This is a genomic window from Hydrogenophaga sp., from assembly GCF_050182545.1.
Classification (GTDB): domain Bacteria; phylum Pseudomonadota; class Gammaproteobacteria; order Burkholderiales; family Burkholderiaceae_C; genus Hydrogenophaga.
The window spans coordinates 39,095-54,741 of record NZ_JBFXCD010000011.1 but is presented as its reverse complement, the minus strand read 5'-3'; the positions used below and the strand labels follow the sequence as shown (position 1 = coordinate 54,741).

Annotated in this window: 14 protein-coding genes; 7 read left to right on the top strand and 7 right to left on the bottom strand. The window is 63.6% G+C overall.

Features of this window, described 5'->3' with window-relative positions:
* Window positions 1-48: 48 nt before the first annotated feature.
* The 6 genes from adk to AB7P10_RS13070 form a co-directional block, all read right to left on the bottom strand.
* A complete protein-coding gene (gene adk / locus AB7P10_RS13095) occupies window positions 49-705 on the bottom strand; it encodes an adenylate kinase (RefSeq protein WP_428294299.1) in 657 nt (218 codons plus the stop codon).
* A gap of 157 nt (window positions 706-862) precedes the next feature.
* On the bottom strand, window positions 863-1,657 hold the full coding sequence (gene kdsB, locus AB7P10_RS13090; protein ID WP_428294298.1) for a 3-deoxy-manno-octulosonate cytidylyltransferase: 795 nt from the start codon (window positions 1,655-1,657) through the stop codon (window positions 863-865).
* Window positions 1,654-1,860 (bottom strand): Trm112 family protein, encoded by a 207-nt coding sequence (locus tag AB7P10_RS13085; RefSeq protein ID WP_428294297.1) that lies wholly within the window; start codon window positions 1,858-1,860, stop codon window positions 1,654-1,656. Before AB7P10_RS13085 ends, kdsB begins: the two co-directional genes overlap by 4 nt.
* Window positions 1,861-1,885: 25 nt before the next feature.
* Complete coding sequence (lpxK, locus tag AB7P10_RS13080; protein ID WP_428294296.1) at window positions 1,886-2,950, bottom strand: tetraacyldisaccharide 4'-kinase; 1,065 nt, start codon at window positions 2,948-2,950, stop codon at window positions 1,886-1,888.
* Between the two features lie 28 nt (window positions 2,951-2,978).
* Window positions 2,979-3,413: an ExbD/TolR family protein gene (locus AB7P10_RS13075; protein ID WP_428294295.1), complete on the bottom strand. Its 435-nt coding sequence runs from the start codon at window positions 3,411-3,413 to the stop codon at window positions 2,979-2,981.
* On the bottom strand, window positions 3,410-4,057 hold the full coding sequence (locus AB7P10_RS13070) for a MotA/TolQ/ExbB proton channel family protein (protein ID WP_428294294.1): 648 nt from the start codon (window positions 4,055-4,057) through the stop codon (window positions 3,410-3,412). The genes AB7P10_RS13075 and AB7P10_RS13070 overlap by 4 nt, the downstream gene beginning before the upstream one ends.
* A gap of 361 nt (window positions 4,058-4,418) precedes the next feature.
* Between AB7P10_RS13070 and xseA the strand changes: the two genes are divergently transcribed.
* The 3 genes from xseA to AB7P10_RS13055 all read left to right on the top strand — a co-directional run bounded on the left by xseA (window position 4,419) and on the right by AB7P10_RS13055 (window position 8,900).
* Window positions 4,419-5,714 (top strand): exodeoxyribonuclease VII large subunit, encoded by a 1,296-nt coding sequence (xseA, locus tag AB7P10_RS13065; RefSeq protein WP_428294293.1) that lies wholly within the window; start codon window positions 4,419-4,421, stop codon window positions 5,712-5,714.
* Window positions 5,715-5,842: 128 nt separating this feature from the next.
* Entirely contained in the window at window positions 5,843-6,424 is a 582-nt protein-coding gene (locus tag AB7P10_RS13060) for a superoxide dismutase (RefSeq protein ID WP_428294292.1), read from the top strand.
* A gap of 238 nt (window positions 6,425-6,662) precedes the next feature.
* A complete protein-coding gene (locus AB7P10_RS13055; RefSeq protein WP_428294291.1) occupies window positions 6,663-8,900 on the top strand; it encodes an NADP-dependent isocitrate dehydrogenase in 2,238 nt (745 codons plus the stop codon).
* 40 nt (window positions 8,901-8,940) lie between these two features.
* On the opposite strand, the gene AB7P10_RS13050 is transcribed toward AB7P10_RS13055, so the two are convergent.
* Entirely contained in the window at window positions 8,941-9,390 is a 450-nt protein-coding gene (locus AB7P10_RS13050; protein WP_428294290.1) for a DUF192 domain-containing protein, read from the bottom strand.
* Window positions 9,391-9,517: 127 nt separating this feature from the next.
* Here AB7P10_RS13050 and icd point away from each other — a divergent pair, with 127 nt between their 5' ends.
* From icd to clpA, 4 genes are all read left to right on the top strand, one after another.
* The gene (gene icd / locus AB7P10_RS13045) at window positions 9,518-10,777 is read left to right on the top strand and encodes an NADP-dependent isocitrate dehydrogenase (RefSeq protein WP_428294289.1); all 1,260 of its coding nucleotides are present in this window, start codon (window positions 9,518-9,520) and stop codon (window positions 10,775-10,777) included.
* 271 nt (window positions 10,778-11,048) lie between these two features.
* Entirely contained in the window at window positions 11,049-12,611 is a 1,563-nt protein-coding gene (locus AB7P10_RS13040) for a methyl-accepting chemotaxis protein (RefSeq protein ID WP_428294288.1), read from the top strand.
* A gap of 232 nt (window positions 12,612-12,843) precedes the next feature.
* A complete protein-coding gene (gene clpS, locus AB7P10_RS13035; RefSeq protein WP_428294287.1) occupies window positions 12,844-13,203 on the top strand; it encodes an ATP-dependent Clp protease adapter ClpS in 360 nt (119 codons plus the stop codon).
* A 90-nt stretch (window positions 13,204-13,293) separates the two neighbouring features.
* Entirely contained in the window at window positions 13,294-15,630 is a 2,337-nt protein-coding gene (gene clpA, locus AB7P10_RS13030) for an ATP-dependent Clp protease ATP-binding subunit ClpA (RefSeq protein ID WP_428294286.1), read from the top strand.
* Window positions 15,631-15,647: the final 17 nt, after the last annotated feature.

The window sequence follows — 15,647 nt, the reverse complement described above, 5'->3', positions numbered from 1 at the left end:
GCGCAAAAAAACCCGGCGCTCGGCCGGGTGCGTGGGTGGTACCCGGTCTTACTTCGACAGCGCCTCAAAGGCCCGCGCGGTGATGTCCTCAACCGAACCCATGCCGCTGATGGCTCGGTACTTCGGGGCAGTGGCTGCGTCATTGCGCGCCCAGCTGCTGTAGTAGTCCACAAGAGGCCGGGTTTGCGCGCTGTAGACCTCGAGCCGCTTGGTCACGGTCTCCTCCTTGTCGTCCTCGCGCTGGATCAGCGGCTCGCCGGTCACGTCGTCCTTGCCGGCCACCTTGGGCGGGTTGAACTTGACATGATAGGTGCGGCCCGAGGCCGGATGCGAGCGGCGACCGCTCATGCGCTCGATGATGGCGTCGAAGGGCACGTCGATTTCCAGCACGTAGTCCAGCTTCACGCCGGCAGACTTCATCGCGTCCGCCTGGGGGATGGTGCGTGGGAAGCCGTCGAACAGAAAGCCGTTGGCGCAGTCGGCCTGTGCGATGCGTTCCTTGACCAGGTTGATGATGAGATCGTCACTGACCAGACCACCGGACTCCATTACCGATTTGGCCTGCAAGCCCAGGGGCGTACCCGCTTTCACAGCGGCGCGCAGCATGTCGCCGGTGGAAATCTGCGGGATGCCGTATTTCTGGCAAATGAACGTGGCTTGCGTCCCTTTGCCGGCACCCGGGGCGCCCAACAGAATCAGTCTCATCACTATCCTTCAATCAGAGTTTCAATGGCGTGGCCGCGTGTCTCTCGCGGCAGCCCCTGGGCGTGGGAACCGGGGCGACCGGGCGAGGATAGCACGGGCATCCAGCGGCCTGACTTACGCCGCAGCGCTCCCGCCGACGCCCTGGCGCAGAGGGAAATCAGCCTTGGGTGAACAAGTCGCGCACGCGCTGCAGGTCCTGCGGCGTGTCGACACCTGGCCCCGGCGCGTGGGCGCTCAGGTGCACCGCGATGCACTGCCCATGCCACAGAACGCGCAGCTGTTCGAGGGATTCGGTGCGCTCCAGCGGCGCCACGTCGAGCGTGGGGAAGCGACTCAGGAAGCCGGCCCGGTAGGCATAGATGCCCACATGGCGCAAGGGCGGGGGCGAGGGTAGCACCATGTCGCGCGATTTGTCGTGCAGTAAATCCATGCCGTCGCGCCACCAGGCAATCGGTGCGCGGCTGAAGTACAGCGCTGTGCCGACGCGGTCGAGCACCACTTTGACCACGTTGGGGTTGAGAAAGTCAGCCACGTTGTCGATGGCGTGGGCGGCGGTGCTCATTACGCAGTCGCCGCGGCGATGCAACTCGTTCGCCACCGCATTGATCAATGCGGGTTCGATCAGCGGTTCGTCACCCTGCACGTTCACCACCACAGCGTCATCAGGCAGACCGAGCAGGGAGCATGCCTCGGCCAGCCGGTCGCTGCCCGAGGCATGGTCGGTGCGGGTGAGCAGCGCCCGCACGCCATGCTCGTGGCAAGCTTCGACGATGCGTGTGTCGTCGGCCGCCACCACGCATTGGCTTGCGCTGCTTTGCATCGCACGTTGCGCCACGCGCACCACCATGGGCATGCCGGCAATGTCGGCCAGGGGTTTGTCGGGCAGTCGGGACGAGGCAAGCCGTGCCGGTATGAGGACGGTGAAGCCGGAGGCCGGGTCTGGCGTGCTCATGCCAGCGGCGTGGGGGCAGAAGGCCGGGCCGCTTCCTCGTCGCTCAGGGCGCGCGCTTCGTGTTCGAGCAGGATGGGAATGCCGTCGCGAACCGGGTAGGCGAGCCGGGCGCTGCGCGAGAGCAGCTCCTGCTTCTCGCGGTCAAAGATCAGAGGCCCTTTGGTGACCGGGCAGACCAGCAGTTCCAGCAGTTTGGTGTCCATGGCGGGATGATAGTCGTGACGAGGTTCAGCGCTGTGACTTGAAGGATGCGAGATGCGCATCGACGGCGCTGAGAAAGGCGGGCTCCGGAGTCAGCTCCAGTGGCACGGCCCAGGCCATGGGTGGCATGCCGGGTGCGGCCGTTGGCAGGAGCTCAAAGAGCTTGACGGCATCCTTCTCTGTACAGAGCAGGGGATGGGCCGCGCTTCGGACCAGCTCGACATAGGCCGACGGGTCTGCGTGGTCCGGCAGCCCGACTTCCCGCGCTGGCACGAGGCCGCGTTGGCGCAGCATGTCGAAGAACACCTGGGGACGGGCGATGCCTGCCACGGCGATGAATGCCTGCCCCTGCAGTTCAACGAGCGGAAGGCGCTGCCCTTGGGGTCCGATGGCTTCACTCGCAAGCCGTCTGGTGGCACCGAACACCGGCATGCCCGCTGTCTCGACCGGCCGCTCGCTGCAGCCGTCCACGCTTTGTCGCAACATCATGTCGGGTCGGAAGGGCGCGCCAGGCGATGGGGGCCAGGGTTCGCGCAGCAGCCCCGCTGGCAGCATCCAGCCATTGCCCGTGCCACGGTCGTCGAACACCACGATGGCCAGGTCGCGACCCAGCGCGAGGTGTTGCAAGCCATCGTCACACACCAGCACATCCACCTGTGGATGCAGCGCGCGCAACGCCAGGGCGGCCTCCACCCGGCGCGCCGCCACGCACACAGGCGCGCCAGTGCGGCGGTGGATCAGCAAGGGCTCGTCGCCCACGTCGCTGGCGCTGGAATCCGCCCGCACGTGGTGCGCGTTGCTGGCCTGGCGCCCGTGTCCGCGCGAGACCACGCCGGGGTACCATCCTTGCGAGGCAAGGTGGTTCACCAGCGCGATGGTGCAGGGCGTCTTGCCCGCGCCACCCACCACCGCATTGCCCACGACGACGACGGGCACGTCCAGGCGGTGCACACGCATCACACCGGATGCGTACAGGCGTCGGCGGATGGCCACCAGGGATCGGTACAAGAGGGAGACGGGCCACAGCAGGACATTGACCGGGCCCCGCTTCTGCGCAGCCTGCAGCCATGCAGGCCCCGTGCCGCGACTCATGGCGGGTTGCCGGGGCGTGTTGTCCGGCTCAGGGCTTGCCGCGGGCTGTGGCGCCCGACTGCTGCGTGGCGAACGTGATCTGCACCAACCCTGCGCGGCGCGCGGCGTCCATCACGTTGATGACCGACTGGTGAGAAGCCGCGGCGTCCGCGCTGATCACGACGATGGTGTCACTGTTGCCCTGCGTGGTCAGCGAGAGCACGCGTGTAAGGGCGTCGACCCCCACGCCTTCGAGCACCTGCCGGTTGATCGAGTAGCGGCCATCGCTGCCAACGGCTACCACGACCTCGTTGGGATTCTGCTTGGGCGCCTGCGCGTCGGCCACGGGCAGGTTCACTTTGAGCTCGGTGAACTTGCTGTACGTGGTGGTGAGCATCAGGAAGATCAACACCACGAGCAGGATGTCGATGAACGGGATCAGATTGATCTCGGGTTCGTCGCGCTCGCCGGGCCGGAAATTCATAGCGTCGGCTTCCGCAGGCTGAGCAGGTGGCGGGCGAAGCGCTCGGCCGCCAGCTCCATGGCGAGCAGGTAGCTGTCCACCCGGGCGCGGAAATAGCGCCAGAAGATCAGCGCCGGAATCGCGATCATCAGACCAAACGCCGTGTTGTACAGGGCAATGGAAATGCCGTGCGCCAACTGGCCGGGATTGCCCACGCCCGGCACCACGCCGGCACCTTCTGACGCCTGCGAGCCGAAGATCTCGATCATGCCGATCACCGTGCCGAGCAACCCGAGCAGGGGCGCGGCCGAGGCCACGGTCGCCAGTGCGCCCAGGTAGCGCTGCAACTTCGCGGCGGCTTCGCGCCCGGCGCCTTCCAGACTGGCGCGCAGGTCGTCCTCGCTGGCGCGCGGGTTGATGTTGTAGGTGCGAAAGCCCGTGGCGAGCACAGCGCCCAGGACGGAGTTCTGCTCCAGCTGCTTGACCACGTCGGGCCCCGGGATGCCGTTGCGCGAAACCATGATTGCTTCGTCAAGCAATTTGGGAGGAAAGATCTTGCGCGACTTGAGGCTGATGAAGCGTTCGATGATCAGTGCCATGCCCAGCACGGAGCAGGCGATCAGGGGCCAGATGGGCCATCCGGCGGCTTGTATGATGGAAAACAAATCGGGGCTCCAGGCTTGTGCCGCCTGACGCGGGCGGCCATTGTGCGTTCGCAGGATTATGTCTCAGGCCATTTCTGCCAACTTCAAAGCCCCGTGGGGCCGACATCATGTCGCCACCTGGCTCGGCAGCCGACAAAACGGCACTCATGCACAGATTCTGTGGATAACTTTGTGAAGAACCTTCCTGCTTTCTGGCCGGACGTGCGGCTGCTCTGGGTTCAGGGCTGTTCGATGAACAAACAGGCACTGCAAAACGCTTTGGAATCAAGGCACTTCCAGCTTTCTTGCGAGGAGGGTGGTCGGAAATCGCCGCGATCAAGCAATGACGCGGTGTGTGGACACATTTCGACTGGAGAGGCTTGTGCCTGATGCATTTGCCGGCGCGGACGCGCCATTGGCGCGGCGTGTATGGGCAGTTGGACCTCTGATGCGAGCGGTGGCGGATACACTGTCCGCCCGATTCAATCCGGTCGCGGTTCGGGGTGAGCTTTCCGGCTTCTCGCGCGCGGCCAGTGGGCATTGCTATTTCTCCCTCAAGGACGACAGCGGCCAGGTGCGTTGCGCACTGTTTCGTCGCTCGGCAGAGCAACTGAACTTTGCGCCACGCGATGGCCAACTCGTGGAGGCGCGTGGCAAGCTCGACGTGTACGGTCCGCGCGGCGACTTGCAGCTCATTGTCGAGAGCTTGCAGCCAGCGGGGCAGGGTGCGCTGTTCGAGCAATTTCTCAAACTCAAGGCGCAACTGGAGGCCGAGGGCCTCTTTGACGAGGCGCGCAAGCGACCGCTGCCGGTGCAGCCGCGCAGCATCGGCGTGGTGACGTCGCTGGGGGCAGCCGCACTGCGTGACGTGGTCACCGCGTTGAAGCGACGTGTGCCGCACATTCCGGTGGTGATCCACCCGGCTGCGGTCCAGGGAGCGCAGGCCCCAGCCGAGTTGTGTGCGGCCCTGAGCAGTGCCTACGGCCGCCACGCGCAATCTGGCGAAGGCGAGGTCCTGCTGCTGGTGCGCGGCGGGGGATCTCTCGAAGACTTGTGGGCCTTCAACGACCCGACGCTGGTGCGAATGATCGCGCAAGCGCCGATGCCGGTGATCTGCGGCGTCGGCCACGAGACAGACTTCACCCTGGCCGATTTTGTGGCCGACCTGCGGGCGCCCACGCCCACCGCTGCCGCCGAGCTGTGTGCGCCTGCGCGTGAGCAGCGTCTGGGAGAGCTGGGCTATCTGCACGAACGCCTGTGCGATGCGGTGCAAGGCGCTTTGGACCAGAGGGGGCAGCGGCTGGACAGGCTGAGCCAGCGGCTAGGCCGGCCTTCGGCAAGGCTCAACGACAGCCTGCAGCAACTCACCCGGCTGCAGCATCGCCTGCAAAGCGGCATGCTGCTGGCGGCACAGCACCATCGCGGTCGCCTGCAGACTCTGCGCATCGCTTTGCCTCAGGCCTTGCGGTGGTCGATGGATGCACAGCGGCAGCGCCTGGGGCGCGGGCAGGCAGCCCTCGAACTGCTCGACCCGCAACTCGTGCTGCAGCGTGGCTATGCCTTCCTGACCGACGCGCAGGGGCGTGCCGTGAGCCGCGCGGCGCAGGCGCACCCGGGACAGGCGCTGCAGGCGACCCTGGCCGATGGCCGCATCGGGCTGCACGTTGATCCGGACTGAGCGCGGCAGAGAAACCCTGATCGCAGTACCTGCGACAGCCTTGCCTACAATGCACGATCCGACGACGCCAAGGTATCGCAGCCTTGGGCCGACGCGCATCTTCACAACATCAACGCAAGAGGAACCCCATGGAACACACCCTGCCCAAACTGCCCTATGACCTGGACGCCCTGGCGCCGCACTACAGCCGCGAAACGCTGGAGTTTCACCATGGCAAGCACCACAACGCCTATGTGGTCAACCTCAACAACCTGCAAAAGGGCACCGAGTTCGAGAGCATGGATCTCGAGTCCATCGTCAAGAAGTCCAGCGGTGGCATCTACAACAACGCCGCGCAGATCTGGAACCACACGTTCTTCTGGAACTGCATGAAACCCAATGGCGGCGGCGAACCCTCAGGCGCGCTGGCCGCGGCCATCACCGCCAAGTGGGGCAGCTACGCGGCGTTCAAGGAAGCGTTCGTGAAGTCGGCCGTGGGCAACTTCGGTTCGGGCTGGACCTGGCTGGTGAAGAAGGCCGATGGTTCGGTCGACATCGTCAACATGGGCGCCGCCGGTACCCCGCTCACCACGGGCGACAAGGCCCTTCTGACGGTGGACGTGTGGGAACACGCCTACTACATCGACTACCGCAATCTTCGTCCCAAGTTTGTCGAGACCTACCTCGACAAGCTGGTGAACTGGTCGTTTGCTGAAGCCAACTTCGCCTGAGGGCAGAGGTCCTGGCCACCAAGGCTCGAAGGGTGACCTTCGGGCCTTTTTTCTGTTTGTCATTCGGGAGCAATACAGGATTTCAACGTCGATTTTCGTATTGCGGAAGAGGTATTCATAAAATGGGCGGTGGTTCCCCCCTTTGAACGCAAAATCAAGCACGATCCGATCATCCCGACCTGGCAGCCTGGGCCAGGCGCAGCAGCGGCACACCCCCAACAATTTCTGGAGATAAGCAATGAGCAGCCCGCAACCCACCATCATCTACACCCTGACGGACGAAGCGCCACTGCTGGCGACCAGCGCGTTCCTGCCCATCATCCGCACCTTCGCGGCACCGGCCGGCATCAACGTGGCCACCAGCGACATCTCCGTGGCCGGGCGCATCCTGGCGGGTTTCCCGGAATACCTGAGCGAAGAGCAGCGCGTCTCCGATGACCTCGCTGCATTGGGCAAGCTGACGCTCAAGCCCGAGGCCAACATCATCAAGCTGCCGAACATCAGTGCCTCGGTGGCACAACTCAAGGCGGCCATCAAGGAGTTGCAGGACAAGGGCTACAAGATTCCCGACTTCCCCGAGAACCCGAAGACGGACGAGGAAAAGGACATTCGCGCGCGCTACAACAAGTGCACCGGCAGTGCCGTCAACCCTGTGCTGCGCGAAGGCAACTCTGATCGCCGCGCGCCCCGCGCGGTCAAGGAGTATGCACGCAAGAACCCGCACAGCATGGGCGAATGGAGCCAGGCCTCTCGCTCCCACGTCTCGCACATGCACCACGGCGACTTCTACCACGGTGAGAAGTCGATGACGCTGGACCGCGCGCGCGACGTGAAGATGGAGCTCATCACCAAGAGCGGCAAGACGCTGGTGCTCAAGCCCAAGGTGTCGCTGCTGGACCGCGAAGTCATCGACAGCATGTTCATGAGCAAGAAGGCCCTGCTGGACTTCTACGAGAAGGAGATCGAGGACGCGCACAAGACCGGCGTGATGTTCTCGCTGCACGTGAAGGCAACCATGATGAAGGTCTCGCACCCGATCGTATTCGGCCACTGCGTGAAGATCTTCTACAAGGACGCCTTTGAGAAGCACGGCAAGCTGTTTGACGAGCTGGGTGTGAACGTCAACAACGGCATGGTCGACCTCTACAACAAGATCGCCTCGCTGCCCCAGTCCAAGCAGGACGAGATCAAGCGCGACCTGCACGCATGCCATGAAGGTCGCCCTGAACTCGCGATGGTGGATTCGGCCAAGGGCATCACCAATTTCCACTCGCCCAACGACGTCATCGTCGACGCCTCGATGCCGGCCATGATCCGCAACAGCGGCAAGATGTGGGGCGCCGATGGCCGCCTGAAGGACGTGAAGGCCGTGATGCCCGAATCGACCTTCGCCCGGATCTATCAGGAGATGATCAACTTCTGCAAGTGGCATGGCGCGTTCGACCCCAAGACCATGGGCACCGTGCCCAACGTCGGCCTGATGGCCCAGCAGGCCGAGGAGTACGGCTCGCACGACAAGACCTTCGAGGTGCCCGAGGACGGCGTGGCCAACATCACCGATCTCGCCACCGGCGAGGTGCTGATGAGCCAGGATGTCGAGGCCGGCGACATCTGGCGCATGTGTCAGGTCAAGGACGCCGCGATCCGCGACTGGGTGAAGCTGGCGGTCACGCGCGCGCGCAACTCGGGCATGCCCGTGGTGTTCTGGCTCGACCAGTACCGCCCACACGAGGCGCAGCTGATCACCAAGGTCAAGATGTACCTGCACGAGCACAACACGGCCGGCCTGGACATCCAGATCATGAGCCAGGTGCGCGCCATGCGCTACACGCTGGAGCGTGTGATCCGCGGTCTGGACACCATCAGCGCCACCGGCAACATCCTGCGCGACTACCTGACCGACCTGTTCCCCATCATGGAACTGGGCACCAGCGCCAAGATGCTGTCCATCGTGCCGCTGATGGCCGGTGGCGGCATGTACGAAACCGGCGCTGGCGGCTCGGCACCCAAGCACGTGCAGCAGCTCGTGGAAGAAAACCATCTGCGCTGGGACTCCCTGGGGGAATTCCTCGCGCTGGCGGTGTCGTTTGAAGATCTGGGTATCAAGACCGGCAACAATCAGGCCAAGATTCTGGCCAAGACGCTGGACGCGGCCACCGGCCAACTGCTGGACAACAACAAGAACCCGTCGCCGAAAACCGGTCAGCTCGACAACCGCGGAAGTCAGTTCTATCTGGCCCTCTACTGGGCTCAGGCACTGGCCGCGCAGACCGAAGACGCGGCGCTGGCTGAGAAATTCGCGCCGCTGGCCAAACAGCTGGCCGACAACGAAAAGACCATCGTGGCCGAACTGGCCGCCGTTCAGGGCAAGCCGGTGGACATTGGGGGCTACTACAAGCCCGATTTCAGCAAGCTCGAAGCCATCATGCGGCCGAGCCAGACGTTCAACGCCGCGCTGGCGTCGGTCAAGGCCTGAGTTCTTTCCCTGCAGGTCAGCGGCCCCATGTTCAGGCGCGTCAGCGCCGGAACATGGGGCCGGTCAGTTTGGCTCCGGCCTTGATGCCGCGTTTGTCAAACCAGCCCTGGTGCATTTCCAGTACGTATCGCACGGGCCGGGCCGAGCAGTGCGAGTCCAGGCTTCCAGCCTGCATGTCGGCGAGGTTGACGATGGTGCCATCGTCCGCGACAAACGCCGCCGTGAGCGGCAGCAGCGTGTTCTTCATCCAGAAGCACTGGTCCGCGGACTGTTCAAAGACGAACAGCATGCCTTCATTCGTGCCCATTTCCCGGCGGAACATCAGGCCGATGGCTCGCTGCTGCGGCGTGGTGGCCACCTGGGCGTCGATCAGGCGCATGCCGATCGACAAGGTCACCCGCGGCAACTGAAGTTGCGGCGTTTCCTGAGACCAGGCATTGCCAGTGAAAAATAAGACCAGGCTGATCAGACACAGGTGCAGGCGTTTCATGCGGTGGGGTCGGGAGAGGGCCTCGAGTGGTCTGCATTGTCCGCCATTGTCCGCGCGCACTCTGATGGGGCGGAGTCTAGAATTCCTCCGCTTGTTCCCGCCCTCGATGTCTCGGAGTTTGTCCTACATGTACCAGCACATCAAAGTGCCCGCCCAAGGCGAGAAGATCACGGTCAACACCGACCATTCGCTCCATGTGCCCGATCAACCCATCGTGCCCTATGTCGAAGGAGACGGTATCGGGGTGGACATCACGCCCGTGATGCTCAAAGTCGTCGACGCGGCGGTGGCCACGGCCTATGGTGGTCAACGGCAAATCCACTGGATGGAGGTGTTCGCGGGCGAGAAGGCGAACAAGGTCTATGGCCAGGAGGTCTGGCTGCCGGCCGAGACCCTGGACGCGCTGCGCGACTACGTGCTGTCGATCAAAGGGCCCCTGACCACGCCGGTGGGCGGGGGCATTCGCTCGCTCAACGTCACCCTGCGGCAGGCGCTCGACCTGTATGTCTGCCTGCGGCCGGTGCGCTATTTCCAGGGCGTTCCCTCGCCACTGAAATCGCCCGAGAAGACCAACATGGTGATCTTTCGGGAGAATTCGGAGGACATCTACGCAGGCATTGAATACGAAGCGGGATCTGATCAGGCCAGAAAGCTCATCCGTTTCCTGACCGAAGAGATGGGCGTGACGCGCATTCGCTTCCCCGACACTTCCGGCATCGGTGTCAAGCCGGTCTCGCGCGAGGGCACCGAGCGTCTGATGCGAAAGGCCATTCAGTACGCGATCGACCACGACAAACCCAATGTGACCATCGTGCACAAGGGCAACATCATGAAGTACACCGAAGGTAGTTTTCGCGACTGGGCCTATGCCTTGGCGCGCAAGGAGTTCGGTGCCACGCTGGTGGACGATGGTCCGTGGTGCCAGTTCAGGAACCCGAAGAGCGGCAAGGACATCGTCGTCAAGGACAGCATCGCCGATGCCTTCCTGCAGCAGATCCTGCTGCGCCCTGCCGAGTACTCGGTGGTGGCCACGCTCAACCTCAACGGCGACTACCTGTCGGATGCACTGGCCGCGCAGGTCGGGGGCGTGGGTATCGCTCCCGGGGCCAACATGTCGGACACGGTGGCCTGCTTCGAGGCCACCCATGGCACGTCGCCGAAGTACGCTGGCAAAGACTATGTGAACCCGGGGTCGGCCATCCTGTCGGCCGAAATGATGTTGCGCCACATGGGCTGGAAGGAAGCGGCGGACCTCATCGTCAGTGCGTTGGAAAAGTCGATCGCCAGCAAGAGGGTCACCTACGACTTTGCGCGCCTCATGCAGGGAGCCACCCAGGTGAGCTGCTCCGGTTTCGGTGAGGTGATGATCGAGAACATGCAGGCGTAAGTCCGCTTGCAAGGGCATCGCCAGTCCTGCCCGGGTGTCCGCAATCAGGCCGAAGTCGGCGATGTGTGTCAACGCGATGACTGTCTTCTGAAAGTCATATTTCAGCGCGAATCGATTGTCTTTCGCGCCCTGGATTGGTGCGGCTGTCGAGCAGACATGGCAATCGGGCGCTTTTCTCGGCTTGAGTGGTCTCAAGCGCAGGCGCGTCGAGGTCGAAATGGAGTGATCACGGTTCGGCTTTCCGCTCCGTTTTCCTCCACTGGGACCTCAGATGAAGATTCGACACAAACTCCCACTCGCCATTGGCGTGGCTTTGCTGATGGTGGCTGCGGCCGGCCTGTTCGGCATCCACCAGTTGCGGCAATCGCTGACCACCTATGCGACCCTTGTGAATGTGGATGTGGCGCAAGAGCGGCAAGCCGCACGCATGTTGTCTGAATTCAAGACTCAAGTGCAGGAGTGGAAAAACACGCTGCTGCGCGGCAAGGACGACAAGCAGCGGGATCGCTACTGGACGGCTTTCCAGAAAAAGGAGGCGGAGATCGCCGCGATTGCCGGGGACCTCCGGAATGCGCTGCCTGCCGGCGAGGCGAAGACGCTTGTGGGCCAGTTCATCGAAGCCCATACCGAAATGGGCAAGGGCTACCGCAAGGGGTTCGAGGCCTTTGTGGCGGCGGGTTTTGAGTCCTCAGCGGGAGACGGCGCCGTCAAGGGCATGGACCGCGCGCCTTCCGAGCTGATTGACAAGGCCGTGGAAGCGATCGCCGGGAAGGCATCGGCGTCGGCACTGGCGGCCGCGAGCGCCAGTCAGCGCGTCAGCGTGCTGAGCCTCGTGCTTATGCTGGCAGCCACTGTGGCGGGCGTTGGTGCGGCCGTTCTCATTGGGCGCAGCATCACGCGCCCGATCAACCAGGCTTTGCAGGTGGCGCAGACAGTGGCGGCGGGCGATCTCGGCTCCAGCATCCATGTGGTCGGCAACGACGAAACCGCGGAATTGCTGCAAGCACTCAAGCTCATGAACGAGAGTCTGGTCGGCGTGGTCACTGAGGTGCGCCAGGGCAGCGAAAACGTGGCCACGGCGAGCGCCCAGATTTCGACTGGCAACCACGACCTGAGCCAGCGCACGGAGGAGCAGGCCAGTGCCTTGCAGCAGACCGCCGCTTCCATGGAGCAGCTGGGCAGTGCCGTTACGCAGAATGGAGACAACGCACGGCAGGCCAACCAGTTGGCCATGCAGGCGCGTGAGATTGCAACAGAAGGCGGCCACGCCGTGACCAACGTGGTGCAAACCATGAAGGCGATCAACGACAGCAGCCGACGTATCGCCGACATCATCGGCACCATTGATGGCATTGCCTTCCAGACCAATATCCTGGCGCTGAACGCGGCGGTGGAGGCGGCGCGCGCGGGCGAGCAGGGTAGGGGTTTCGCGGTGGTGGCGGGCGAGGTGCGCAACCTGGCCCAGCGCAGCGCGGAGGCCGCCCGTGAGATCAAGGCGCTCATCACCGCGAGCGTGCAGCAGGTGGAGCAGGGCAGCGCGCTGGTTGATCAGGCCGGCGCGACCATGGCGCGCACGGTGGAGTCCATCGGTCGGGTAACCGACATTGTTGGTGAAATCAGCGCCGCCAGCGGCGAGCAGAGCTCGGGTGTGGCGCAAGTGGGACAGGCGGTGAGCCAGATCGATGAAACGACGCAGCAGAACGCGGCGCTGGTGGAAGAGTCCGCAGCTGCAGCTGCCAGCCTGAAGCACCAGGCACAACAGCTGGTGCAGGCCGTGGCGGTGTTCAAGCTGGCCGCCGCAAAGTCCTTGAACAGGGCGACTGCGGCGGCGTGAGGCGCTGATGGCGCAGCGCACGGTCCGGCGCATTCGCTAACCGCAAAAATGCCTGCGACTCGCCGGGCAGCTCGATGGTTTGAGCGCCGGCTTTCGGCTCACAATGGGGCATGGCCAGGCTTCGAGGATCACGACCACTTTCGGGTGACATATGCACCGGAATGGGGTTGTTCTTCCCCGGTGCAATCCCGTACGGCGCAAGGGCGCCATGGGCGCCGCTAGAATCATTTTCATGGCCACCCAGAACCCGAAGAAACCACCTGACCCGGTTGTCCCGCCAGCGCGGCCGGGTAACGACGACGCCGTGGTGCTCGAGCGGCGCACGCAGCGCACCGAACCGCCCCAGATGTTCCAGGTCGTGCTGCTCAACGACGACTTCACGCCCATGGAGTTCGTGGTTCACGTCATCCAGGAGTTCTTCAGCAAGGACCGCGAGACCGCGACCCAGATCATGCTCAAGATCCACCTGGAGGGAAAAGGCATATGTGGCGTGTATTCGCGCGATGTCGCCGGCACCAAGGTGGATCAGGTGCTGCAGGCGGCGCGCGCAGCCGGGCATCCATTGCAATGCCTGAGTGAACCGGTTGAATAAATCCGAATCCACCTCATCTGAACCCCACAAACCGCATTTCGAACCCAGACGATTGCCTCTCCGATCATCCCAGCCCAAAGGACGTGCCCCATGATTGCCCAGGAACTTGAAGTCAGCTTGCATATGGCCTTTGTCGAGGCCCGGCAGCAGCGGCACGAATTCATCACGGTCGAGCACCTGCTGCTGGCGCTTCTGGACAACCCCAGCGCCGCGGAAGTGCTGCGCGCCTGCTCCGCCAACATCGACGACCTGCGCAAGTCGTTGACAAACTTCATCAAGGACAACACGCCGCAGGTGGCCGGCACCGACGAGGTGGACACCCAGCCGACGTTGGGCTTCCAGCGTGTCATCCAGCGGGCCATCATGCATGTGCAGTCCACCGGTAACGGCAAGAAGGAAGTCACCGGCGCCAACGTGCTGGTGGCCATCTTCGGCGAGAAGGACTCACACGCGGTGTATTACCTGCACCAGCAGGGCGTGACCCGCCTGGATGTGGTCAATTTCATCGCCCACGGCATCCGCAAGAGCGACCCACCAGAGGCCAGCAAGCCGGGTGAGAGCGCGGCAGAGAACGAAGAAGCTGCCGAGGCGAAGGGCAATGAAAAGGCTTCGCCGCTGGAGCAGTTCACCCAGAACCTCAACCAGATGGCCAAGGATGGCAAGATCGATCCGCTGATCGGGCGCGAGTACGAGGTCGAGCGCGTGATCCAGATCCTGTGCCGCCGGCGCAAGAACAACCCGCTGCTGGTGGGCGAGGCCGGCGTGGGCAAGACCGCCATTGCCGAGGGCCTGGCCTGGCGCATCACCCAGGGCGATGTGCCCGAGATCCTGGCCGAATCCAATGTGTTTTCGCTCGACATGGGCGCGCTGCTGGCCGGCACCAAATACCGCGGGGATTTTGAACAGCGCTTGAAGGGCGTGCTCAAGTCGCTCAAGGACAAACCCAACGCAATCCTGTTCATTGACGAAATCCACACCCTGATCGGCGCCGGCGCGGCCTCGGGCGGCACGCTGGACGCGTCCAACCTGCTCAAGCCTGCGCTCTCGAGCGGCCAGCTCAAGTGCATTGGCGCGACCACCTTCACCGAGTACCGGGGCATCTTCGAAAAGGACGCAGCCCTGTCGCGGCGCTTCCAGAAGGTGGACGTGGTCGAGCCCACCGTGCCTGAAACCGTGGAAATCCTCAAAGGCCTGAAGTCGCGCTTCGAGGAGCACCACGGCGTGAAGTACGCCGTCGCCGCGCTGCAGGCCGCCGCCGAGCTCAGCGCAAAGTACATCAACGACCGCCACCTGCCTGACAAGGCCATCGACGTGATCGACGAGGCTGGTGCTGCGCAGCGCATCCTGCCAGTGTCCAAGCGAAAGAAGACCATCAGCAAGTCCGAGGTCGAGGAAATCGTGGCCAAGATCGCTCGCATTCCTCCGGCCAATGTGTCCAACGACGACCGCAGCAAACTGCAGACGCTGGAACGTGACCTCAAGAGCGTGGTGTTTGGCCAGGACAAGGCGCTCGAGGTGCTGGCGTCTTCGGTGAAGATGGCGCGTTCGGGTCTGGGCAAGGCCGACAAACCCATCGGTGCCTTCCTGTTCAGCGGCCCCACCGGCGTCGGCAAGACCGAGGCCGCCAAGCAGCTGGCCTACATCATGGGCATTGACCTGATCCGCTTCGACATGTCGGAGTACATGGAGCGCCACGCCGTGAGCCGCCTGATCGGTGCGCCTCCGGGTTATGTGGGCTTCGATCAGGGCGGGTTGTTGACCGAGGCAGTGACCAAGAAGCCGCACTGCGTGCTGTTGCTCGACGAAATCGAGAAGGCGCACCCGGACATCTTCAACGTGCTGCTGCAGGTGATGGACCACGGCACGTTGACCGACAACAACGGACGCAAGGCCGACTTCCGCAACGTCATCATCATCATGACGACCAACGCGGGGGCTGAGACCATGAACAAGGCCAGTATCGGCTTCACCAATGCGCGCGAAGCCGGCGACGAAATGGCCGACATCAAGCGCCTGTTCACGCCCGAGTTCCGCAACCGTCTGGACGCGACCGTCAGCTTCAAGGCGCTCGATGAGAACATCATCATGCGCGTGGTCGACAAGTTCCTGCTCCAGCTGGAAACGCAACTGGCCGAGAAGAAGGTCGAGGTCACTTTCACCGACGCCCTGCGCAAGCACCTGGCCAAGAAGGGCTTCGACCCGCTGATGGGCGCGCGTCCGATGCAGCGTCTGATTCAGGACACGATCCGCCGTGCCCTGGCCGACGAGCTGCTGTTCGGTCGCCTCACAGAAGGCGGCCGCCTGACGGTGGACATCGAAACGAAGAAGGATGAGGCAGGCAAGGAGACACAGGAAGTGCTGCTCGACATCCAGCCGCTGCCAAAGAAGGAAGGCAAGGCCAAACCCGAGGAAGCCACCGCCGGTTGAAGCGGCGGTCATCTCTG